Genomic DNA, 19,756 nt, shown 5'->3' with positions numbered 1-19,756 from the left:
GAGGCAGGACCCCATGACGACCGACCACACCGGCGCCCCGACCCTCGCGGAGCTGGAGGCACGGGCGTCCGCGCGCCGGGACCGCCCCGCCTACGGCCACTCCGCGCTGATCACCTGCGACCGCCTCGTCCGTGTCTTCACCACGGACGGCGTCGAGGTGCAGGCGCTCCAGGGCCTCGACCTGCTCGTGCAGGAGGGCGAGCTGATGGCCCTGGTCGGCGCGTCCGGCAGCGGCAAGTCGACGCTGATGAACATCCTCGCGGGCCTGGACGAGCCGACCGCCGGCGCGGCCAAGGTCGCGGGGTACGACCTGCTCACCATGGGCGCCAAGGAGCGGCTGCGCTACCGCCGCGAGGCCGTCGCCTTCGTCTGGCAGCAGACGGCCCGCAACCTGCTCCCGTATCTGACGGCGGCTCAGAACGTGGCGCTGCCGATGCAGTTGCGCGGCCGCACCCGCCGCGCGAAGAAGGCGGAGCGCGCCATGGAACTGCTCGACCTCCTCGGCGTCGCCGACTGCCGCGACCGCCGCCCGCGACAGATGTCGGGCGGCCAGCAGCAGCGCGTCGCCATCGCCGTCGCCCTGGCCAACGAGCCGAAGGTGCTGCTCGCCGACGAACCCACCGGCGAACTCGACTCGCACACCGGGGAACAGATCTTCGCCGCGTTCCGCACGGCGAACGAGGAGCTCGGCACGACCGTCGTCATCGTCACCCACGACCAGACCGTCGCGAGCGAGGTCCGCCGTACGGTCGCCATCCGCGACGGCCGCACCTCCACGGAGGTCCTGCGCCGCACCCAGGTCGACGCGGCGACCGGCCAGGAGTCCCTGGTCTCCCGCGAGTACGCGATGCTGGACCGCGCGGGCCGCCTCCAGTTGCCCGCGGAGTACACCGAATCGCTGGGGATGCGGGACCGGGTGCTGCTGGAGCTGAAGGAGGACCACATCCAGATCTGGCCGGACGATCAGGAGCGGTAGGCGCTTTCGCGGCGTTCGGGCCGGATTCAGGCCGGGGTCACGAACAGCCCGCCGAGGCCCCCGTTGCCCCGGCGCAGCGCCACCGACCCGTACGGGGTGCGCAGCCGCACCCACGCCCCGGCCACGAGGACGTCGACGAGGTCGCCGCGGAGGAAGCCGAGCGAGGCCGCCGCGTGGGCGAGCCGCACCGGGACCCCGGTGGCGCCGATCTCGCGGGACCAGATCTCGCGCCCGATCCCGTCGAGCCCGGTCCGGGTCCGCGCCTGCGGCGCCAGCTCCTCGACCCGCGTACGGAACTCCCGTACGGCGGCCTGCACGAGCCCACGCAACGCCTCCGCTCCGGGGAAGCCGGCGAGCCGTTCCCAGCCGCCGCGCGGCGGCAGCACCCCGGCCCACGGCGGACCGGTGACGGCGGACGGGACACGGGCCGTCGCCCCGGCCTCGTCGATCGATTCGAGCAGTTCCCCGGCGGACACGGTCACATCGAGCGCGTCCTCGATCCCGTGCTCGTACGGCTTGAGGAGGCGCGCCGTACGGATCGCGAGGACCTCGAACGACGGCGGGCGCCCGAACACGGCGAGCGCCTGCCCGCCGGCCTGGGCCTGCAGCCGTACGGCGGCCGCCTTGTCGTAGTGCAGCAGCCGGCCGAGGAAGGCGGCGACGTCCGCCGCCTCCCCCGCGTCGGCGAAGTGCAGCACCGGATGCTGCGCGGGCGCACTCATGCGGCGAGCGCCTCCGCGCCGTCGTCGAGGTACTCCCGCAGGAAGGACCTCTCCTCGTCGGTGATCCGGCGGGGCCGCTGGGCCTCGAAGTCGAACGGCACGACGACCGTCGAGGCCCGTACGTACACGGCGTCCGCGTCCTTCACCTCGTAGGCGAGGGTGAAGGAGGCGGCCCGTATCTCGGAGACCCACAGCTCGATGTCGACCGGCGCGTGCCGGTGGACGAGCTGCCGCTTGTAGTCGATCTCATGGCGCGCCACGACAGACCCCTGCTGGAAGTCCTTGTCCGGGCGGAACAGGAAGTCGATACGGGCTTCTTCGAGGTACCGAAGAAACACCACGTTGTTGACGTGGCCGTACGCGTCCATGTCCGCCCAGCGCAGGGGGCAGGCGTATACGTGGCGGGCCATCAGCCGCGGGTCAGCTTCTTGTACGTGGCCCGGTGCGGGCGGGCGGCGTCGGCGCCGAGCCGCTCGACCTTGTTCTTCTCGTACGACTCGAAGTTGCCCTCGAACCAGAACCACTTGGAGTCACCCTCGTAGGCGAGGATGTGCGTGGCGACCCGGTCGAGGAACCAGCGGTCGTGGGAGACGACGACGGCGCAGCCGGGGAACTCGAGGAGCGCGTTCTCCAGCGAGCTGAGGGTCTCGACGTCGAGGTCGTTGGTCGGCTCGTCGAGGAGCAGCAGGTTGCCGCCCTGCTTGAGGGTGAGCGCGAGGTTGAGGCGGTTGCGCTCACCGCCGGAGAGGACGCCGGCCGGCTTCTGCTGGTCCGGGCCCTTGAAGCCGAACGCGGAGACGTAGGCGCGGGACGGCATCTCGACCTGGCCGACGTTGATGTAGTCCAGCTCGTCGGAGACCACGGCCCACAGGGTCTTCTTCGGGTCGATGTTGGCCCGGTTCTGGTCGACGTAGCTGATCTTGACGGTCTCGCCGACCTTGATCTCGCCGGAGTCCGGCGTCTCCAGGCCCTGGATCATCTTGAACAGCGTGGTCTTGCCGGCGCCGTTCGGGCCGATGACACCGACGATGCCGTTGCGGGGCAGGCTGAAGCTGAGGTCGTCGATGAGGACCTTGTCGCCGAACGCCTTGCTGAGGTGCTCGACCTCGACGACGATGCTGCCCAGGCGCGGCCCCGGCGGGATCTGGATCTCCTCGAAGTCCAGCTTGCGCATCTTGTCGGCCTCGGCGGCCATCTCCTCGTAGCGGGCGAGGCGCGCCTTGGACTTGGCCTGACGCCCCTTGGCGTTGGACCGCACCCACTCCAGCTCTTCCTTGAGCCGCTTCTGCCGCTTCTCGTCCTTCTTGCCCTCGACCTTGAGCCGCTCGGACTTCTTGGTGAGGTAGGTCGAGTAGTTGCCCTCGTAGGGGATGGCGCGGCCGCGGTCGAGTTCGAGGATCCACTCGGCGACGTTGTCGAGGAAGTAGCGGTCGTGGGTGATCGCCACGACGGTGCCCTTGTACTGGGCCAGGTGCTGCTCCAGCCAGTTCACGGACTCGGCGTCGAGGTGGTTGGTGGGCTCGTCGAGGAGGAGCAGGTCGGGCGCCTCGATGAGGAGCTTGCACAGGGCGACGCGGCGCTTCTCACCACCGGAGAGGTTGGTGACGGGCCAGTCGCCGGGCGGGCAGCCCAGGGCGTCCATGGCCTGCTCCAGCTGACCGTCGAGGTCCCACGCGTCGGCGTGGTCGAGGTCCTCCTGGAGCTTGCCCATCTCCTCCATCAGCGCGTCCGAGTAGTCGGTCGCCATCAGCTCGGCGACCTCGTTGAAGCGCTTGAGCTTGCCCATGATCTCGGCGGCGCCGTCCTGCACGTTCTCCAGGACGGTCTTGTTCTCGTCGAGGATCGGCTCCTGCATGAGGATGCCGACGCTGTACCCGGGCGAGAGGAACGCGTCACCGTTCGACGGCTGCTCCAGACCCGCCATGATCTTCAGCACGGTCGACTTACCGGCACCGTTCGGACCGACGACACCGATCTTCGCCCCCGGGTACATGCTCAGGGTGACGTCGTCGAGGATCACCTTGTCGCCGTGCGCCTTACGCGCCTTGCGCATGGTGTAGATGAACTCAGCCAAGAGAAACCGTCCGGCAGTCGAAGTGTGGCAGCGAGGGGCCCGCGTCTGCGGCTCCACCGCGTGTGGGCAGATACACCCCATCTTGCCGCATCGCCAGTGCTGGGCGGAAACCCGTATTGAAGGGTGGGCTTGAGCTGGGGGTTTCGGCGGCCTGGTACGGGGGCGGGGCGGAGCAGGCGGGCGTGCACGGCTGAGGGGCCGTCCCGGGCCGGGTGGCGGCGGGGGCGGCCCCTCAGTACGGGGTGCGGTCCCGGGCCGGGTGGCGGCGGGGGCGGCCCCTCAGTGCAGGGTGCGGCGGGTACGGCCGGGTCAGTCCGTGCCGAACTCCATCGCGGCGCGGTCGAGCAGCTCCGCCTCGTCGTCGGCGGAGTCGCCGCGGGACGCGATCGCCTCGGCGCCGCCCTCCGGCATGGTGCCGATCAGGCCCGTCGCGGCGGCCTGGGCGGCGCCGATCGCCGGGCCCGCGGTACCGATGAGGCCGATGCCCGCGTACTGCTCCAGCTTGGCGCGGGAGTCGGCGATGTCGAGGTTGCGCATGGTGAGCTGGCCGATGCGGTCCACCGGGCCGAACGCCGAGTCCTCGGTGCGCTCCATCGACAGCTTGTCCGGGTGGTAGCTGAACGCCGGGCCCGTCGTGTCCAGGATCGAGTAGTCCTCGCCGCGCCGCAGCCGCAGGGTGACCTCGCCGGTGACGGCGGCGCCGACCCAGCGCTGGAGCGACTCGCGGACCATGAGCGCCTGCGGGTCCAGCCAGCGGCCCTCGTACATCAGGCGGCCGAGGCGGCGGCCCTCGTTGTGGTACTGAGCGAGGGTGTCCTCGTTGTGGATCGCGTTGACCAGGCGCTCGTAGGCGGCGTGCAGGAGGGCCATGCCGGGCGCCTCGTAGATGCCGCGGCTCTTGGCCTCGATGATCCGGTTCTCGATCTGGTCGGACATGCCGAGGCCGTGGCGGCCGCCGATCGCGTTGGCCTCCATCACCAGGTCGACGGCGGAGGCGAACTCCTTGCCGTTGATCGTCACCGGGCGGCCCTGCTCGAAGCCGATCGTGACGTCCTCGGTCGGGATCTCGACCGACGGGTCCCAGAACCGGACGCCCATGATCGGCTCGACCGTCTCCACGCCCGTGTCCAGGTGCTCCAGGGTCTTCGCCTCGTGGGTGGCGCCCCAGATGTTGGCGTCGGTGGAGTACGCCTTCTCCGTGGAGTCCCGGTAGGGCAGGTCGTGGGCGGCCAGCCACTCCGACATCTCCTTGCGGCCGCCCAGCTCGGTCACGAAGTCCGCGTCGAGCCACGGCTTGTAGATCCGCAGGTTCGGGTTGGCGAGCAGGCCGTAGCGGTAGAACCGCTCGATGTCGTTGCCCTTGAACGTGGAGCCGTCGCCCCAGATCTGGACGTTGTCCTCGAGCATCGCACGGACGAGCAGCGTGCCGGTGACGGCGCGGCCGAGCGGCGTCGTGTTGAAGTAGGCGCGGCCGCCCGAGCGGATGTGGAACGCCCCGCAGGTCAGCGCGGCGAGCCCCTCCTCGACGAGCGCCTCCCGGCAGTCGACCAGGCGGGCCACCTCGGCGCCGTACGCCTGCGCGCGGCCCGGGACCGAGTCGATGTCGGGCTCGTCGTACTGGCCGATGTTCGCCGTGTAGGTGCAGGGGACGGCGCCCTTGTCACGCATCCACGCGACCGCGACAGAGGTGTCGAGGCCACCCGAGAAGGCGATGCCGACGCGCTCGCCGACGGGGAGAGAGGTGAGGACCTTGGACATAGGAAGAGTATGCACGATCCCGCATGACCATGCAACGCCCGGCATCCCGCCCTGTCCTTACGTCCCCGGCACCCATGCCCCACCCGGGCACGCGCCTCCGCCCCGGCACCCATGCCCCGTCCAGGACGCCCCCGCCCCGCCACGCTCAGGCCCCGCGAACACGCACGCCCGTCCTGCGCGGCGCTCATGGCCCTCAAGACACGCACCCCCCTACCCCGCCAAGACCCACAACCCCGCCGCGCTCATCGCCCGCCCCGAAACACACACGCCCCGCCCCCGAAAATCGCGGGGCGGGGCGTGTGGTCGCGCTACGCCTCAGGCAGGCGTGGCGGAACCGCCTACTTGCTCGTGCTCGGCTTCCTCTTGCGGACCAGGACCACCGCGGCACCGCCGACGAGGACCAGCGCGATGGCGACGCCCGCGATGACCGGCGTGGCGTTCGAGCCACCGGTGGCGGCCAGGTCCTTGTCCGAGTCGGAACCGCTGCCGCTGCCGGTGCCGCCGACGGAGGCCGGGCTCGGCTGCGTGGACGCCTGCGGGGTCAGCCCCTCGTCGTCGTCCGCGTCCTTGGTGACCGTCTCGGCGGCCGTCTTGCAGTCGAGCACCCCGCGCAGACGCGTCTCGAAGCCGTTCGGCCCCGTGATCGTGAAGTCGTACGCCTGGTCTTCCTTCAGCGGGATCGTCACCGTCCGGGACTCGCCCGCCGGGGTCGTGTACTCGGTGCCCATCAGGGTGAAGGTGAAGGGCTCGTCGCCCTTGTTCACCGCCGTGATGTCCACGCCGCCCTTCACGCAGTTCTTCTGCGCGGAGACCGCGGGCACGGGGCCCGTCTTCGCCCAGGTCGCCGTGGCGGTGGCCGAGACGGTGGACTCGCTGGAGCCCGCGAGGATCTGCGTCTGGCTGCGGCTCTCGGAGGCGAAGGCGCGGCCGACCGGCACGGTCGTCGACGCCTGGACCGTCAGCGCGGCCGAACCCGGCTCCGCGTCCTTGGGCACGTCGAAGAAGACCTGGCTGCCATCGGCGGCGCTGGTGACGGCCTTGCCGGTCTTGTCGACGAGCTTCACGCCGGCCGCGGCGGCCGAGGCCGGCGGCGCGACCGTGACGGCCTGCGCGTTGGTGTGGACGGTGATCGGGCCGAGCCGCTCACCCGGGTGCCCGGAGACGGCCTGCGGCGAGAGGGTCAGCGACGCCCCCGGCTCGCTCAGCTGGCCGGCGCTCTTCTCCAGGTAGTCCGCGAGCTTCTCGGCGTTCGCGTCCACCGCCTCGACGTCGGCCTTGTCCGAGTAGCGCCAGATGGCGACCTGCGTACCGGCCGCCGCGTCCTTCTCGGTGAGGCTGTCCGCGCCGGCCTTGGCGGCGAGCGCCGCCAGGTCGTTGATCTGGGGGTAGGAGTTCTGCAGGATCCAGCGGATCTTGCCCGCGTCCGGGTTGCCGCTCAGGGACGTGCCGCTCCAGGGCGTCTCCTGGTACTTGGCCTCGGTCTGGGTCGGGTTGTGGATGTCGATGCAGTAGGTCTGCAGCGTGCCGCCGCCGTCCACCGTCATCTTGAACAGACCGGCCGAGACCCGCTTGTCCTCCCCGCCGTCGTGGATCACGGCGGTTCCGGACGTCTCCAGGCCGCCCAGGGTGGCGCTGGCGCCGCCCGGCAGCTTCGTGACGTCATCCGCGTGGGCCGTCCCGGTGGTGGCTATCGCGCCGGTCATCGCGAGTCCCGACACCAGGGCGGCCGCGCCGAGGCGAGCGCCCCGGCCGCGGTGCCCGGCCCGTGAGAACACAGAAAACACGTCATCCCCTTCAGGCAGGACGTGGTCGCACTTGGGGTGTCCCGCCAACAGAATCGCTGAGTTTTTCGAGCCCTGGGGGCTCCCAGCCCCTGGCGCCCATGGGTCCCCTCAGGGCCCTCATGAACCTCTGGATCTCCCTGAATCCCTCGGAGCCATGCCCGGCATCCTAAGGAGAAGCAACCCGTCCGGTTCCCCCGAGCGGACCTCCGGGAAGCGATCCGAATCGCAATCGTTATCGCCAACACCGTTCATGAGCTGGGCTTATCGACAAATCTCCGGAACGCAGGCGTCGATAAGCCGCACTTCGGTCACGGTGTAGGAGCACCCTGCCCGTGCCCTCGCGAGGCTCCTCGCTCCCTCGCCGGCGGATCACCCCACGGGCTCCCGCTCCGGCTCCAGTCGCTCCGCCCCCACGTCCGGCTCGATCTCGAACGAGGGCTCCTGGGCGTCCTGTTGACCACCCTTGTGCCCGTCCTGTGGTGCGGCCGTCCTCCTCCCGGCGACCCGCCGGAACGCCGACGTCCCGCGCGCGAGGTCGTGCCCGACGGAGGTCGCCTGGATGTCCGCCGACGTCCAGTGCTGGCCGCCCCGCTCCTCGTCGCGCACCTTCAACCGGCCCTGCACGATGACCGGTTCGCCGATCGACACCGACCCCTGCACGTTCGACCCGAGCGCCCCCTTGGCCCACACCGTGAAGAAGTTGGTGTGCCCGTCGACCCACGTGTTCTGCACCGCGTCGAACCGGCGCGGCGTCACCGCGAGCCGGAACCGGGCGACCGGCCCCGTCGGCAGCTCCCGGTAGACCGGTGTCGTCGCCACGTTCCCCACGACCGTCAGCAGCGTCTCGTTCATCTCGAACAACCCCCGTCCGCATCGCGGCCCGGGCCCCTCCCGAACCGCGGTCCCAGACTGCACCGGCGCCGCGATCCGTGCCGACGCCTGTGCCCTACCGGCCGGTTGTGGAAAACCCCGCCACCCGTACGTACTGCTCGCGCACCTCCCGGTAGCGCAGCAGCTCCGCCGCCACGGGGTCCAGGACGCGGGCCCGGCCGCAGGCCGCGGCGGCGTCCCGCAGGCGCCGTTCCGCCTCCTGACCGTAGCGGCGCGCGGGCCCCCTCGCCGCCAGCCGGCAGGACCATTCGACGCACGGGCCGCCCACGATCCCGGCCAGCACCAGCAGCGCGGGCACGAGCCAGTTCGACGGCAGCGCGCCGGTCACGTGCGCCACCAGCCATGCCACGCCGAGGACCTGAAGCGCCGTCATGGCCGCTTGCGTGAAAACGGCGAGGGGCCACCATCCGGGCCGGGGCGGCTTCCCGCCGTTGCCGTGCGGCGCGCCGGGGGCCTGTCGGCCGCCGTCCAACGCCGCGTCGCTCTCCATCGTGATCTCGTCCAGCGCCTCGGGCAGCCCGCTCGCGCCCCGCGTCGCGGCCTCCCGTACGGCCTGGCCCCAGGCGGGGGGCAGGCCGGTCGCCGCCGCCTCGCCGACCGCGCGCACGGCGTGCTCGACGCGCTGACGCGCCGTCACCTGCTCCTCGTCGCCGGGCGCGTCGGCGGCGGTCAGGCCCGAGGCGAGGGTGCGCTGCGTCTCGTACCAGCGCCAGAGCCGGAGCCAGGGGGTGCCGCAGGCCCGGTTCGCGGAGCGGGACCAGGCGCGTTCGGCGGCCTGTCCGGCGGCGGCCGCGCCCACCGCGTCGGCGAGCCGGTCGGCGAACTCCTCGCGGGCCTCCTCGCTCAGCCCGGTCTGCCGTCCGGCGCCGTACACCGGCCGCAGGCTCTCGGCGGCGGCGTCGACGTCGGCGGCAATCCGGCGGGCGGCGGCCTGCCGCTCAGCGGTGAACCTGCCCAGCGCGGCGCGCAGTTCCGGGACGCCCTCGCCGCTCAGGGCCGACAGCGGCAGCACGGTGGCGCCCAGTTCCCCGTGCTCGCCGAGTGCGACGCCGTCCTCGTCGAGGAGGCGCCGCAGATCGTCGAGGACCTGGTCGGCGGCGTCCCCGGGCAGCCGGTCGACCTGGTTGAGGACGACGAACATGACCTCGGCGTGCCCGGCCATGGGCCGCAGGTACCGCTCGTGCAGCATGGCGTCGGCGTACTTCTCCGGGTCGACGACCCAGATCACGGCGTCCACCAGGGCGAGGACCCGGTCGACCTGTGCGCGGTGGGCGGGCGCCGCGGAGTCGTGGTCGGGCAGGTCGACGAGGACGAGCCCGTCCAGGGGCGCCTCCTCGTGCGGCCGTTGCAGGGGGCGCCGCCGGGAGCGGCCCGGGATGCCGAGCCGGTCGAGCAGCCCGGCCGCGCCGTCCGTCCAGCTGCAGGCGATCGGCGCCGAGGTGGTCGGGCGGCGCAGCCCGGTCTCGGAGAGGGGCACGCCCGCGAGGGCGTTGAACAGCGTCGACTTGCCGCTTCCGGTCGCCCCGGCGACGGCGACCACGGTGTGCCGCGCGGAGAGCCGCCGCCGTGCGGCGGCCTCGTCGAGTACGTGTCCGGCCTGGGCCAGCGTCTTGGCGTCGAGCCTGGTGCGCGAGAGCCCGACGAGTTCGCGCAGCGCGTCGAGCCGCTGGGCGAGGTCCTGGTGCAGTTGCCGGTCGGTCAGCGCGTCGGGGCGCGGGGTGAGCCGCGGTGCGGGCGGCGCAGTGGCGGGCAGGGCCGGTGGCAGGGCGGGCAGGTCGGTCGTGCGGTGGCTGTCGTACGTTCCCGGGCTGGCTTCCGGCGCCTGGGCGGGCAGGCCCGCGGCGCGGCGCGCGATGAGGCCGTCGTCCCAGGGGGCGGCGTGTTCGCCGGGTTCGGGGCGGTGCGCGTCGCGCGCGTGGGCGGTGTGTTCCGCGCGGGGGGCGTCCCCTGTCCGGTCGTCGCCCTCGGGGCGGCGGTCGGTGTCGTCGGGGTGGCGGCCCCTGCCTCCGGTGTGATCCGTGACGGCGGTCATGGCCCTCCTCACCTCTCCTTCTGCAGCAGCGACAAGGCCGCGATCAGTGCGGCCTGTGGTTCGGGGCCGATGCCGAGTGCGTCCACGGGCGCGAGGCGGCGGTCGCGTTCCGCGTCGAGGACGGTGTCCAGGTAGGTCTCCAGGAGGCGTCCGCCGCGGTCGCGCAGGCGCAGGGCGCCCTGCGCGCCGATCCGTTCGGCCAGGGTCTCGCCGGCGGCCCTGGCCCGCCGCCCGCCGAGCAGGGCGGTGGCCACGAGGGCGGCGACGACCTCGGGGTCGGGCGGTGAGGCGCCCTGTGCCTCGCCGATGACCCGTACCTCGTCCTCCGCGTACTCCTCCAGGACGCGCCGCCATCGCCGTACGGCCAGCCCGATGCGGTGCTCGGCGCGGTCAGGTCCGGGGGTGCGGGCGGCCAGTTCGGGGGCGCTGCCGGCCGGTTCCTCGCGCCATGCCTCGTCGATGCGTTCCTCGGCGGCGGTCACCGCGCACAGCAGGAGGGCGCCGAGGCTCTCGACCAGGGCGTCGAGCAGTTCACCCGCCGAACAGTCCAGCGGATAGCTCTGCCACCGCTTCAGCGCGTCGCCGGTCAGCACGGCGCCGCTCTCCAGCCTGGCGCCCACGCGCGCGTGCTCGCTGTCGTACGCGTCCTCGACGGCGGCGGTGAGCCGGACGGCGGCGGAGTACTGGGCGGCGAGCGCGGCGGCCAGCTCCGGCATCCGGGCCCGCAGCGAGTCGAGCGCGCCGCGCGCGGTGCGGGTCATGACGCGCGTACGGGCGTCACGGTCCTGGGCGCGGTGGGTGAGCCAGGCCCGCAGCGGTGCGACGGCGGTGGACGGCAGCAGGCCGCCGTCGCCGGTCGACTCGGGCAGCTCGGGCACGGTGAACCGGGGCAGGTCGCCGAGCCCGGCCTTGGAGAGCAGGGCGCCGTACTGGCGGGACACCTCGGCGAGGACCTGGTGCGGCACCCGGTCGAGGACGGTGACCAGGGAGGCGTCGTACTCCTTGGCGGTACGCAGCAGGTGCCACGGCACGGCGTCGGCGTACCGGGACGCGGTGGTGACCATGACCCACACGTCGGCGGCGCTGATCAGCCGGGCGGCGAGCGTCCGGTTCTCGGCGATGAGCGAGTCGACGTCCGGCGCGTCCAGGAGCGCGAGCCCGCGCGGCAGCGTGTCGGCGGTCTCGATGCGCAGCGCCCGTTCCTCGTCCTCCAGGAGGGGCGTGAGCGGGTCGTCCTCGTCGCTCTCGTCGGTGTCGCTCTCGGTGTCGGCCTGGCGGGGCACCCACACGCGCGTGAGGTCGGGCAGGACGCGCATCCCGGCGAACCAGTGGTGGTCGTCGGGGTGGCAGACGAGGACGGGCGTCCGTGTCGTCGGCCGCAGCACCCCCGCCTCGCTCACGACCCGCCCGACGAGCGAGTTCACGAGGGTCGACTTCCCGGCCCCGGTGGAGCCGCCCACCACGGCGAGCAGCGGCGCTTCGGGGGCGCGCAGCCGGGGCACCAGATAGTCGTCGAGCTGTGCGAGCAGTTCGTCGCGGTTGGCACGCGCGCGTGGAGCCCCCGCGAGCGGGAGCGGAAAGCGCGCGGCGGCGACGCGGTCGCGCAGCGCGGTGAGTGCGTCGAGCAGTCGAGGCCGTACGTCCAAGGTCACCACATGTGAAGAATGCCCAATTTTAGTGGCTTTCTGAAGCATATGACCACTCCTGCGCGCCGACACGACCCCCGTCGGCGGGCACGGGACCCCGAACAAGGTGCCCGATACCGCACAGGAAGCACACAGCGGGACGGAAGGGGAGGCAGGGGGCGCAGGCATAACGAGTGCACAACACCCGGGGCGCGAGACGCCAAAAGCGCTGCACGATTCGCACCTGCCTGCGATTATCGGGATCGCTTCACCGAACCTCCACATCGTGGCGCGGAGGCGAAGCAACAAGGACCGGGAGTCGGGAGCCCTATCCTTGTCCCCGGCAAGGTCACGGATCACCCACCCCTCATCCGTCCAAGCCACCGGCCACACACCGGCCCCCGTAGCTCAGTGGATAGAGCAGGCGCCTTCTAAGCGCTTGGCCGCAGGTTCGAGTCCTGCCGGGGGCGCCTCCACATCGGCTCCGCTTCGGCGGGGCCTTTTCGCTGCCCGCACGGGGCCGTGCACGACGAAGCCCCGGGCGCTTGCCCGGGGCTTTCGGCGCTGGTCGCGCGAGCGTCAGAGTTTGTCCATGTGGGTGTAGGGGCTGCTGATGCGGGCCTGGCGGGAGCCGAAGTCGACCAGCATCGCGACGCCGTTCTCGACGCCGACGATCCTCCCCAGGCCGTACCGGTCGTGCGTGACGCGGTCCCCGAGGTCGAAGTGCTTGGGAGGAGCGGCGGACGGAGCGTTGAAGGGGCTTGTCGGCAGGTGGCGCCGCGGCGCGGAAGGCTTCGTCATCGTGATGTCAGTATGCGCCCCCGGGAGCCCCGGCAGGTCACGTCACGGAAACAGGTGGGGCTACATGTGGTCCCCGCGGCGAGTAATCGCTCGACACCGTGCGGGACCGTGCTCGATCTTTGGGGAGGAACGAGGCACCGGCGCGCGCACCTGCCTGGCCACCGATCGACCGATTCCAGGGGGGACCATGACCACGCCCATCGGCTCCGAGGCCGTCGACCAGGAGCTCATCGACGCCGCCGGCGAGGTCGCGCGCGCCCGCAGCCACGGCGACAACCACACCGTGGCCTCCGCGGCACGCGCGCGTGACGGCCGGATCATCACCGGCATGAACGCGTACCACTTCACGGGCGGCCCTTGCGCCGAGCTGGTCGTCATCGGCGCGGCCGCCGCCCAGGGCGCGTACGAGCTGGACACCATCGTCGCCGTCGGGGACCGCGGGCGCGGGGTCGTCCCGCCGTGCGGTCGCTGCCGCCAAGCGCTGTTCGACTACTTCCCCGGGATACGGGTCATCGTGGCGGACGAGGGCGGGAAGGCGCGGAGCGTCCCGGTCTCCGAGCTGCTCCCCGTGACGTACGTGTGGGCCGATCACCAGGTCGAGGAGGAGTGACGCGGCCCGCCGGGGCAGGTGTGCCGCCCAGGCTCACGCACCGTACAGCTCCTCGATCTCCCGTTCGTACGCCGCCAGGACCGCCTGGCGCTTGATCTTCAGGGACGGGGTGAGGAGCCCGTTGTCCTCCGTGAACTCGCCCTCGACCAGCTTGAACCTGCGGATGGACTCGGCGCGCGAGACGGCCTCGTTGGCGAAGTCGACGGCCTTCTGCACGTCCGCGATCATGCGCGGGTCACGGATCACCTCGGACATCGGCGTGTCGGCGGGCAGCTTGCGCACGCTCAGCCAGTGCGCGACGGACTCCGGTTCGAGGGTGACCAGGGCGGCGACGTAGGAGCGGTTGTCGCCGACGACGATGCACTGGCCGACCGGCGGACGGCTGCGCAGGCGGTCCTCCAGGACGGCCGGGGAGACGTTCTTGCCGCCGCTCGTGACGAGGATGTCCTTCTTGCGGCCGGTGATGGTCAGGTAGCCGTCGTCGTCGAGCGCGCCGAGGTCGCCGGTGCGGAACCAGCCGTCCGGGTCCAGCGCCTCGGCGGTCGCGGTGGCGTTGTGCCAGTACGAGCCGAACACGATCGGACCCTTGACCAGCACTTCCCCATCGTCCGCGAGACGGATGGCGGTGCCCGGCACCGGCAGGCCGACGGTGCCGGGGCGGGGCCGCAGCGGCGGGGTGATGGTGGCGGCGGCGGTCGTCTCGGTCAGGCCGTACCCCTCGTAGATCACGATTCCGGCGGTGTAGAAGAAGAGGTTGAGGCCGCGGTCGAGGGGTGAGCCGCCGCTGATCGCGTAGCGCAGACGGCCGCCGAGCTCCTTGCGTACGCGGCGGTAGACCAGGAGGTCGTAGAGGCCGGTGGCGAGGGTGAGGCCGAGCCCGGGGCCGCCGCCCCGCCTCCGGGCGCCCGCCGCCCCCGGCCCCTCCAGGAACTTCGCCAGGCTGCGTTCGCCGAACTTCACGGCGATCCGGTCGGCCCGGTCGAACGACGCACCACGCCCGATCTTCTCGGCCGTGGCCCGTCCCGTGTCGTGGATCTTCTCGAAGAGGTACGGCACGCCGACCACGAACGTCGGCCGGAACGAACGCAGTTCGGGCCGCAGCTCGTCCGGCTTGATGCTGGGGCAGTGGCCCAGTTCGATACGGGCGAGCAGGCACGCGATCTGGATGGTGCGGCCCAGGATGTGGGCCAGGGGCAGGAAGAGGAGCGTGGAGGCGGTCTGGCCGGTGATCGCCTTGAAGATGGGGTGCAGCAGTTCGACGGTGTTGGCGGCCTCCGCGTACAGATTGCCGTGCGTGAGGACGCACCCCTTGGGGCGGCCGGTGGTGCCGGAGGTGTAGCAGATCGTGGCGATGGTGTCCGGGGTCAGGGCGGCGCGGCGCTTGGCGACCTCGTCGTCCGGGATGTCGCGGCCCAGCGCGGCGAGTTCGCTCAGCGCGCCGCTCGCCGCCTCCGCCGCCGGGGTGGGCGCGGGGGCCGGGGTGATCTGCCGGATGCGCGGCCGGTCGGCGTCGGGGAGCGCGGCGAGTCCGGCCTCGGCGGCGACCGCGTTCTCCGGGGTCTCGACGATCAGCAGGCGCGCGCCCGAGTCCCGTACGATCCATTCGATCTGCTCGGGCGAGGAGGTCGCGTAGATCGGGACGGTCTGGCCGCCGGCCGCCCAGATCGCGAAGTCGAGGACCTCCCACTCGTAGCGGGTGCGGGACATCAGGGCGACGCGGCCGCCCGGTTCGAGTCCGGCGGCGATCAGCCCCTTGGCGGTCGCGGTGACTTCCCGCGCGAACGCCGCCGCGGTGACCGGCCGCCACTCCCCCGCGCCCGCGCTTCTGCGTCGCAGGACCACGGTGTCCGGCGCCTCGGCCGCGTTCAGGAACGGGATGTCGGCGGGCGTCGTACCGTCCGACGGAGGCGCGGCGAGGGGCGGGGTGCGGGCCTCGCGGACGACGCCCCGTTCGTCCCTGCGGAGTTCGGGCTTCACGCGGTCGGCCAGGTCGCTGCGTTTCCTGGCCCGTTTCAGATCCTTGCGTACGCCCATGACGGCTCCCGGTCGCGCGGCGGCTTGCGGTCGGTACAGGGGTGGTGCGTGCAGGTGCGGTGCGTTCAGGGGTGATGCGTGCGGGCAGGCTCTGCGCGGGGCAGAACCTGCGGCGTTCTCCTTACTCCAGAGTCAACTTACTCACGCGTAACGAAAAATCAATGGGTCGCGCGGAGATCGCCGCGCTCACGCCTCCGGCAGCCACGCCTCGCCGTCGAGGACGTCCCGCATCCCCACCCACACCATGTTCATCAGGCGCAACGCCATGCCGTCGGGCTTCTGGCCGGGGTTGCGCTCCATCCAGTCAGTGAGCGAGTCGGCCGCCCCGACCAGCGCGTGCGCCACGAAGTCGGCGTCCTGCGCGCCGAGCCGGGCGCCCCGGCCGCTGGCCGAGATGCCGTCCCTGACCAGGCCCGCGACCTCCGCCATGACCGCCCGCCGCGCCTCCGCGACCGCCCCTGCGATCGTCTCGGTCAGCTCGGATGCCTGCCGGTGCAGGACGACCCAGCTGTCCCGGTGCTCTGCGACGAACGCGAAGAACGCCGACAGGCCCGCGTACAGGCGCAGTTCGGGCGCGGCGCCCGCGCCTCGCGCCGCCTCCTGGAACGCGACGACCAGCCGCTCCGCCTCGCGGCGCAGGCAGGCCAGGAAGAGGCCCTCCTTGGACTCCAGGTAGAGGTAGACCATGGGCTTGGAGATTCCGGCGAGTTCGGCGATCTCGTCGACGGACGCCGCGTGGTAGCCCCGCTTGGCGAAGACCCGTACCGCCACGTCGATGATCTGCTGCTCACGCACCTGGCGCGGCACGCGTTTGCGGCGCGTCGGCCCCGCAGCTCCCGAAGTCCCCGTCACTCTTGTCAGCCTACCTACGTAGCCGTAACCTTACCAATAAGTAATCTTACCCAGCGGTAAGTTCACCCAGCAGTAAGTTCACCCCGTCACGGCAGGGAGAGTTGCATGAGCGGTGCCGACGACATCGCGGCCCTCGACTTCGCGAGCGTCACGCCCGAGGAGTTCGCGCGGCTCGTGAAGGGCCTGTCCACCAAGGAGATCAACGAGATCGCGCGGGACAGCGCCTTGCGCGTCCGCGTCCTCGCGGAGGTCTTCGGGCGCATGGAACGCCAGTTCAAGCCGGAGGTCGCCGGATCGCTCCAGGCGCTGATCCGCTGGAAGGTCACCGGTCAGGGCGAGGTGCCCGACGCCGTCTACGAGACCAGGATCGGCGACGGTACGTGCACGGTGACGGAGGGCCGCTCGGACGCGGAACCGCGCGTCACGCTGATCATGAACGACGCCGACTTCCTCAAGCTCGTGTCGGGCAACGCCTCGCCCGTCACCCTGTTCATGCTCCGCAAGGTGAAGATCGCGGGCGATGTCGCGCTCGCGGCGGGCCTGACCCGCTACTTCGACATACCGAAGGCGTAGGGGCGGCGACACCATGGCTTTCTCTCTGGAACTGGACCAGGACCAGCGCGATCTGCGCGACTGGGTGCACGGGTTCGCCGTCGACGTGGTGCGGCCCGCCGCCGCCGAGTGGGACGAGCGCGAGGAGACGCCCTGGCCCGTGATCCGGGAGGCCGCGAAGATCGGCCTCTACGGGTTCGAGTCCCTGGCCGAACTCTTCGGCGACCCGAGCGGCATCTCACTGCAGATCGCCAACGAGGAGCTGTTCTGGGGCGACGCGGGCATCGGCATGGCGCTGTTCGGGACCTCACTCGCCGTCGCCGGGATCTTCTCGTCCGGCACGCCCGACCAGTTGGCCGAGTGGGTGCCGCAGTGCTTCGGCGACGCGGACGACCCGAAGGTCGCGGCGTTCTGCGTGTCGGAGCCGCAGGCCGGTTCGGACGTCGCGGCGATGCGGACGCGGGCCCGCTACGACGAGGCGAAGGACGAGTGGGTGATCAGCGGCCAGAAGGCCTGGATCACCAATGGCGGCATCGCGAACGTGCACGTCGTCGTCGCCTCCGTCGACCCCGCCCTGGGCTCGCGCGGGCAGGCCGCCTTCGTCGTGCCGCCGGGCACGCCCGGTCTCGAAGGCGCCAAGAAGATCCGGAAGCTGGGGCTGCGGGCCTCGCACACCGCCGACGTCTTCCTCGACGACGTACGGGTGCCGGGCCACTGCCTCCTCGGCGGAAAGGAGAAGCTCGACGCGCGGCTCGCACGGGCCCGCGAAGGCACGCGGGGCACCGGTCGCGGACAGGCCGCGATGTCGACCTTCGAGGTCAGCCGGCCGACCGTGGGCGCACAGGCGCTCGGGATCGCGCGCGCCGCCTACGAGTACGCCCTCGAATACGCCGGCGACCGGGAGGCGTTCGGCCGCCCGATCATCGAGAACCAGGCCATCGCGTTCGCCCTCGCCGACCTCCGTACGGAGATCGAGGCGTGCCGGCTGCTCATCTGGCAGGCGGCGTGGATGGCCCGCAACGACAAGGTGTTCGACGCCGGGCAGGGCTCGATGTCGAAGCTCCGCGCCGGTGAACTCGCCGTCGCCGCCAGCGAGAAGGCGATCCAGGTCCTCGGGGGCGCCGGGTACAGCAGGGAACACCCGGTCGAGCGGATGTACCGGGACGCGAAGATCTACACCATCTTCGAGGGGACCAGCGAGATCCAGCGCCTTGTCATCGCGCGGGCCATCTCGGGGCGCCAGATCCGCTGAACCCGCGCGCCCGCCGCAGTTACTCCGCGTTCCGCAGCGCCGCCGCCTCGCGCACCGCCTCGACCAGGGCCCGTACGTCGCTGTCCTCCGTGGCCGCCGTCAACGCCTCGACCCGCGCCACGAGTTGCTCCGGGCTCGGCTCGTCCGGCCACGAGGCGGCGGCGCCGCCGCTCAGGGCGCGCGCGAGGTACGCCGCGACCGCGGCCACGCGCAGGCGGGGCGGTGTCTCGGTCGACCACAGCGGGCGGGCCAGGGCCGAGGCGGTGATCGTGCCGGAGGCTTCGCGGGGCGCGCGGCTCTCCGGGTCGAGCCAGCGGACCGTCGCGGTCGCCACCCGGCCCCCGGTCCCTTCGGCACCCTGCACGTCCCCGGCGTCCTTTGCGTCCTCCGCGTTCTCCGCGTTCTCACGGAGCTTGACCGCGTACAGCGCCGTCACCGTGTGGCCGGGGCCGATCTCGCCGCCGTCCACGCGGTCGTCGCGGAAGTCGTCGTCGGCGACGCGGCGGTCGTCGTAGCCGAGCAGCCGGAACCCGGCCACCGTGTCCTTGTCAAAGGTGACCTGCGCCTTCGCGTCCCGCGCGCGCAGCTCCACGTTGGCCGGGAGTTCCCGCACGAAGACCCTGCGGGCGTCGGCGGGTGAGGAGACGTAGGTGGTGTGGCCATCGCCCTTGTCGGCGAGGCGTTCCATCAGCGCGTCGCCGTAGTCGCTGCCGACACCCACCCCGAACAGGGTGATGCCGTGCTCGCGGCGGGCGTCCGCGACGCGTTCGAGGATCGCGTCGGCGGAGGTCTCCCCGTCGTTGGCGAGGGCGTCGGAGAGGAGGACGACGCGGTTGGTGGCGCCGGGCCTCGCGCCGTCGACCGCCGTCGCGTAGCCGGTGCGGACGCCCGCCTCCAGGTTGGTCGAGGCGGTCGCTTCGAGGCTGTCGACGGCGTCGTGGACGTCGGCGCGCACCTCGCCGCCGCGCGCCCCGAGCCGGGTCATCGGCAGCACCGTCCGCGCCTCGTCGCTGAAGGTGACCAGGGCGATCGAGTCGTCGGGGCGGAGTTCGTCGGTGAGCGTGGCCAGGGACTGCTTGACCAGGTCGAGGCGGCCCGGCTCGTCCATGGAGCCGGAGACGTCGACGACGAACGTCAGCGCGGCGGGCGGACGCTCCCCGTTCGCGGGGGCCTGCGCCGTCGCGAGGCCCACGCGCATCAGGCGCCAGCCGTCGTCGCCGGTGCGGGCGCCGTCCATCGTCACCGAGAAGCCGTTGCCCGCCGGGCGCGGGTAGGCCTGCCGGAAGCTGTTGACGAACTCCTCGGGCCGCACCGACGCGGGGTCCGGCAGCCGCCCCTCGGCGAGGGTGCGGCGCGCGTAACCGTAGGAAGCGGTGTCGACGTCGAGGGCGAAGGTCGAGCGGTAGTCCGCGTCGCTGTCCCGGTCGGGGCTGCCTCCGTCGGTGCTGTCAGGGTCGCCGCCGTCCGGCGCCACGGAGGCGGCCGGGCCCTTCCCGGAGCCGTTCCCGCCCGTGAAGCCCTGGCCGCCGTACGGTGCCCGCTTCTGCGAGCTGTCCGACGACGTACCGGCCGGACCGCACCCGGTGAGCAACAGTCCCCCGGCGAGGAGCGCGGCCAGCAACGTCCCTCCGCCACGGCGCATACCGCCCGAGCCACCCCGCATGATCGCCCCTCCCGTGTCCCCAGGTCCCCGCGTCCGTCTCATGTGACTCTGACGCGGGAGAGGGGCCGGGTGTTCGTCCCGGGCGATTGCGCCTTGGCCTCAAAGGGGTCACGGCGGGCGGCGGTTGTGA

Annotated in this window: 16 protein-coding genes and 1 tRNA gene; 5 read left to right on the top strand and 12 right to left on the bottom strand. The window is 72.2% G+C overall.

All coding sequences use genetic code 11. The annotated features are described in order from the left end of the window. The first annotated feature begins 13 nt into the window (after positions 1–13). The gene (locus ABZ877_RS28120; RefSeq protein WP_361076264.1) at positions 14–976 is read left to right on the top strand and encodes an ABC transporter ATP-binding protein; all 963 of its coding nucleotides are present in this window, start codon (positions 14–16) and stop codon (positions 974–976) included. A gap of 26 nt (positions 977–1,002) precedes the next feature. On the opposite strand, the gene ABZ877_RS28115 is transcribed toward ABZ877_RS28120, so the two are convergent. From ABZ877_RS28115 to ABZ877_RS28080, 8 genes are all read right to left on the bottom strand, one after another. Next, the gene (locus ABZ877_RS28115; RefSeq protein ID WP_361076262.1) at positions 1,003–1,698 is read right to left on the bottom strand and encodes a hypothetical protein; all 696 of its coding nucleotides are present in this window, start codon (positions 1,696–1,698) and stop codon (positions 1,003–1,005) included. After that, on the bottom strand, positions 1,695–2,108 hold the full coding sequence (locus ABZ877_RS28110; RefSeq protein WP_361076259.1) for a thioesterase family protein: 414 nt from the start codon (positions 2,106–2,108) through the stop codon (positions 1,695–1,697). The genes ABZ877_RS28115 and ABZ877_RS28110 overlap by 4 nt, the downstream gene beginning before the upstream one ends. After that, on the bottom strand, positions 2,108–3,772 hold the full coding sequence (gene ettA / locus ABZ877_RS28105; protein ID WP_361076256.1) for an energy-dependent translational throttle protein EttA: 1,665 nt from the start codon (positions 3,770–3,772) through the stop codon (positions 2,108–2,110). The genes ABZ877_RS28110 and ettA overlap by 1 nt, the downstream gene beginning before the upstream one ends. A 309-nt stretch (positions 3,773–4,081) precedes the next feature. Continuing rightward, positions 4,082–5,530, bottom strand: a complete 1,449-nt coding sequence (gene argG, locus ABZ877_RS28100; RefSeq protein ID WP_361076253.1) for an argininosuccinate synthase — start codon at positions 5,528–5,530, stop codon at positions 4,082–4,084. 338 nt (positions 5,531–5,868) lie between these two features. Next, positions 5,869–7,233 carry a Cys-Gln thioester bond-forming surface protein gene (locus tag ABZ877_RS28095; RefSeq protein ID WP_361076282.1) on the bottom strand — a complete coding sequence of 455 codons (1,365 nt, stop codon included), beginning with the start codon at positions 7,231–7,233 and terminating at the stop codon, positions 5,869–5,871. A 450-nt stretch (positions 7,234–7,683) separates the two neighbouring features. After that, entirely contained in the window at positions 7,684–8,166 is a 483-nt protein-coding gene (locus tag ABZ877_RS28090) for a single-stranded DNA-binding protein (RefSeq protein ID WP_361076250.1), read from the bottom strand. A 94-nt stretch (positions 8,167–8,260) separates the two neighbouring features. Then, entirely contained in the window at positions 8,261–10,237 is a 1,977-nt protein-coding gene (locus ABZ877_RS28085) for a YfjP family GTPase (RefSeq protein WP_361076247.1), read from the bottom strand. Positions 10,238–10,245: 8 nt separating this feature from the next. Next, positions 10,246–11,892, bottom strand: a complete 1,647-nt coding sequence (locus ABZ877_RS28080) for a dynamin family protein (RefSeq protein WP_361076245.1) — start codon at positions 11,890–11,892, stop codon at positions 10,246–10,248. A 367-nt stretch (positions 11,893–12,259) separates the two neighbouring features. Between ABZ877_RS28080 and ABZ877_RS28075 the strand changes: the two genes are divergently transcribed. Then, positions 12,260–12,332, top strand: a tRNA-Arg gene (locus ABZ877_RS28075). A gap of 109 nt (positions 12,333–12,441) precedes the next feature. Here the strand turns inward: ABZ877_RS28075 and ABZ877_RS28070 are convergent. Beyond that, a complete protein-coding gene (locus ABZ877_RS28070; protein WP_361076242.1) occupies positions 12,442–12,663 on the bottom strand; it encodes a hypothetical protein in 222 nt (73 codons plus the stop codon). Between the two features lie 187 nt (positions 12,664–12,850). On the opposite strand from ABZ877_RS28070, the gene ABZ877_RS28065 reads away from it, so the two are divergent. Next, positions 12,851–13,273, top strand: coding sequence for a cytidine deaminase (locus tag ABZ877_RS28065; protein WP_361076239.1), 423 nt, complete (start codon positions 12,851–12,853; stop codon positions 13,271–13,273). A gap of 33 nt (positions 13,274–13,306) precedes the next feature. Here the strand turns inward: ABZ877_RS28065 and ABZ877_RS28060 are convergent, their stop codons facing one another. Beyond that, positions 13,307–15,307: an AMP-binding protein gene (locus ABZ877_RS28060; protein WP_361076236.1), complete on the bottom strand. Its 2,001-nt coding sequence runs from the start codon at positions 15,305–15,307 to the stop codon at positions 13,307–13,309. 186 nt (positions 15,308–15,493) lie between these two features. Next, on the bottom strand, positions 15,494–16,159 hold the full coding sequence (locus ABZ877_RS28055; protein WP_361076235.1) for a TetR/AcrR family transcriptional regulator: 666 nt from the start codon (positions 16,157–16,159) through the stop codon (positions 15,494–15,496). Between the two features lie 105 nt (positions 16,160–16,264). Between ABZ877_RS28055 and ABZ877_RS28050 the strand changes: the two genes are divergently transcribed. Together ABZ877_RS28050 and ABZ877_RS28045 are read left to right on the top strand one after the other, a co-directional pair. Next, positions 16,265–16,732, top strand: coding sequence for an SCP2 sterol-binding domain-containing protein (locus ABZ877_RS28050; protein ID WP_361076232.1), 468 nt, complete (start codon positions 16,265–16,267; stop codon positions 16,730–16,732). Positions 16,733–16,745: 13 nt separating this feature from the next. Further along, positions 16,746–17,963, top strand: a complete 1,218-nt coding sequence (locus tag ABZ877_RS28045; RefSeq protein ID WP_361076228.1) for an acyl-CoA dehydrogenase family protein — start codon at positions 16,746–16,748, stop codon at positions 17,961–17,963. 19 nt (positions 17,964–17,982) lie between these two features. On the opposite strand, the gene ABZ877_RS28040 is transcribed toward ABZ877_RS28045, so the two are convergent. After that, positions 17,983–19,605, bottom strand: coding sequence for a von Willebrand factor type A domain-containing protein (locus ABZ877_RS28040; RefSeq protein WP_361076225.1), 1,623 nt, complete (start codon positions 19,603–19,605; stop codon positions 17,983–17,985). Positions 19,606–19,756 lie beyond the last annotated feature (151 nt).

Origin of the sequence: Streptomyces sp. NPDC046939, assembly GCF_040644575.1 — a bacterium.
GTDB lineage: Bacteria > Actinomycetota > Actinomycetes > Streptomycetales > Streptomycetaceae > Streptomyces.
Note: the sequence above shows the minus strand (reverse complement) of the source record. Positions and strands in the feature narration are given on the sequence as shown.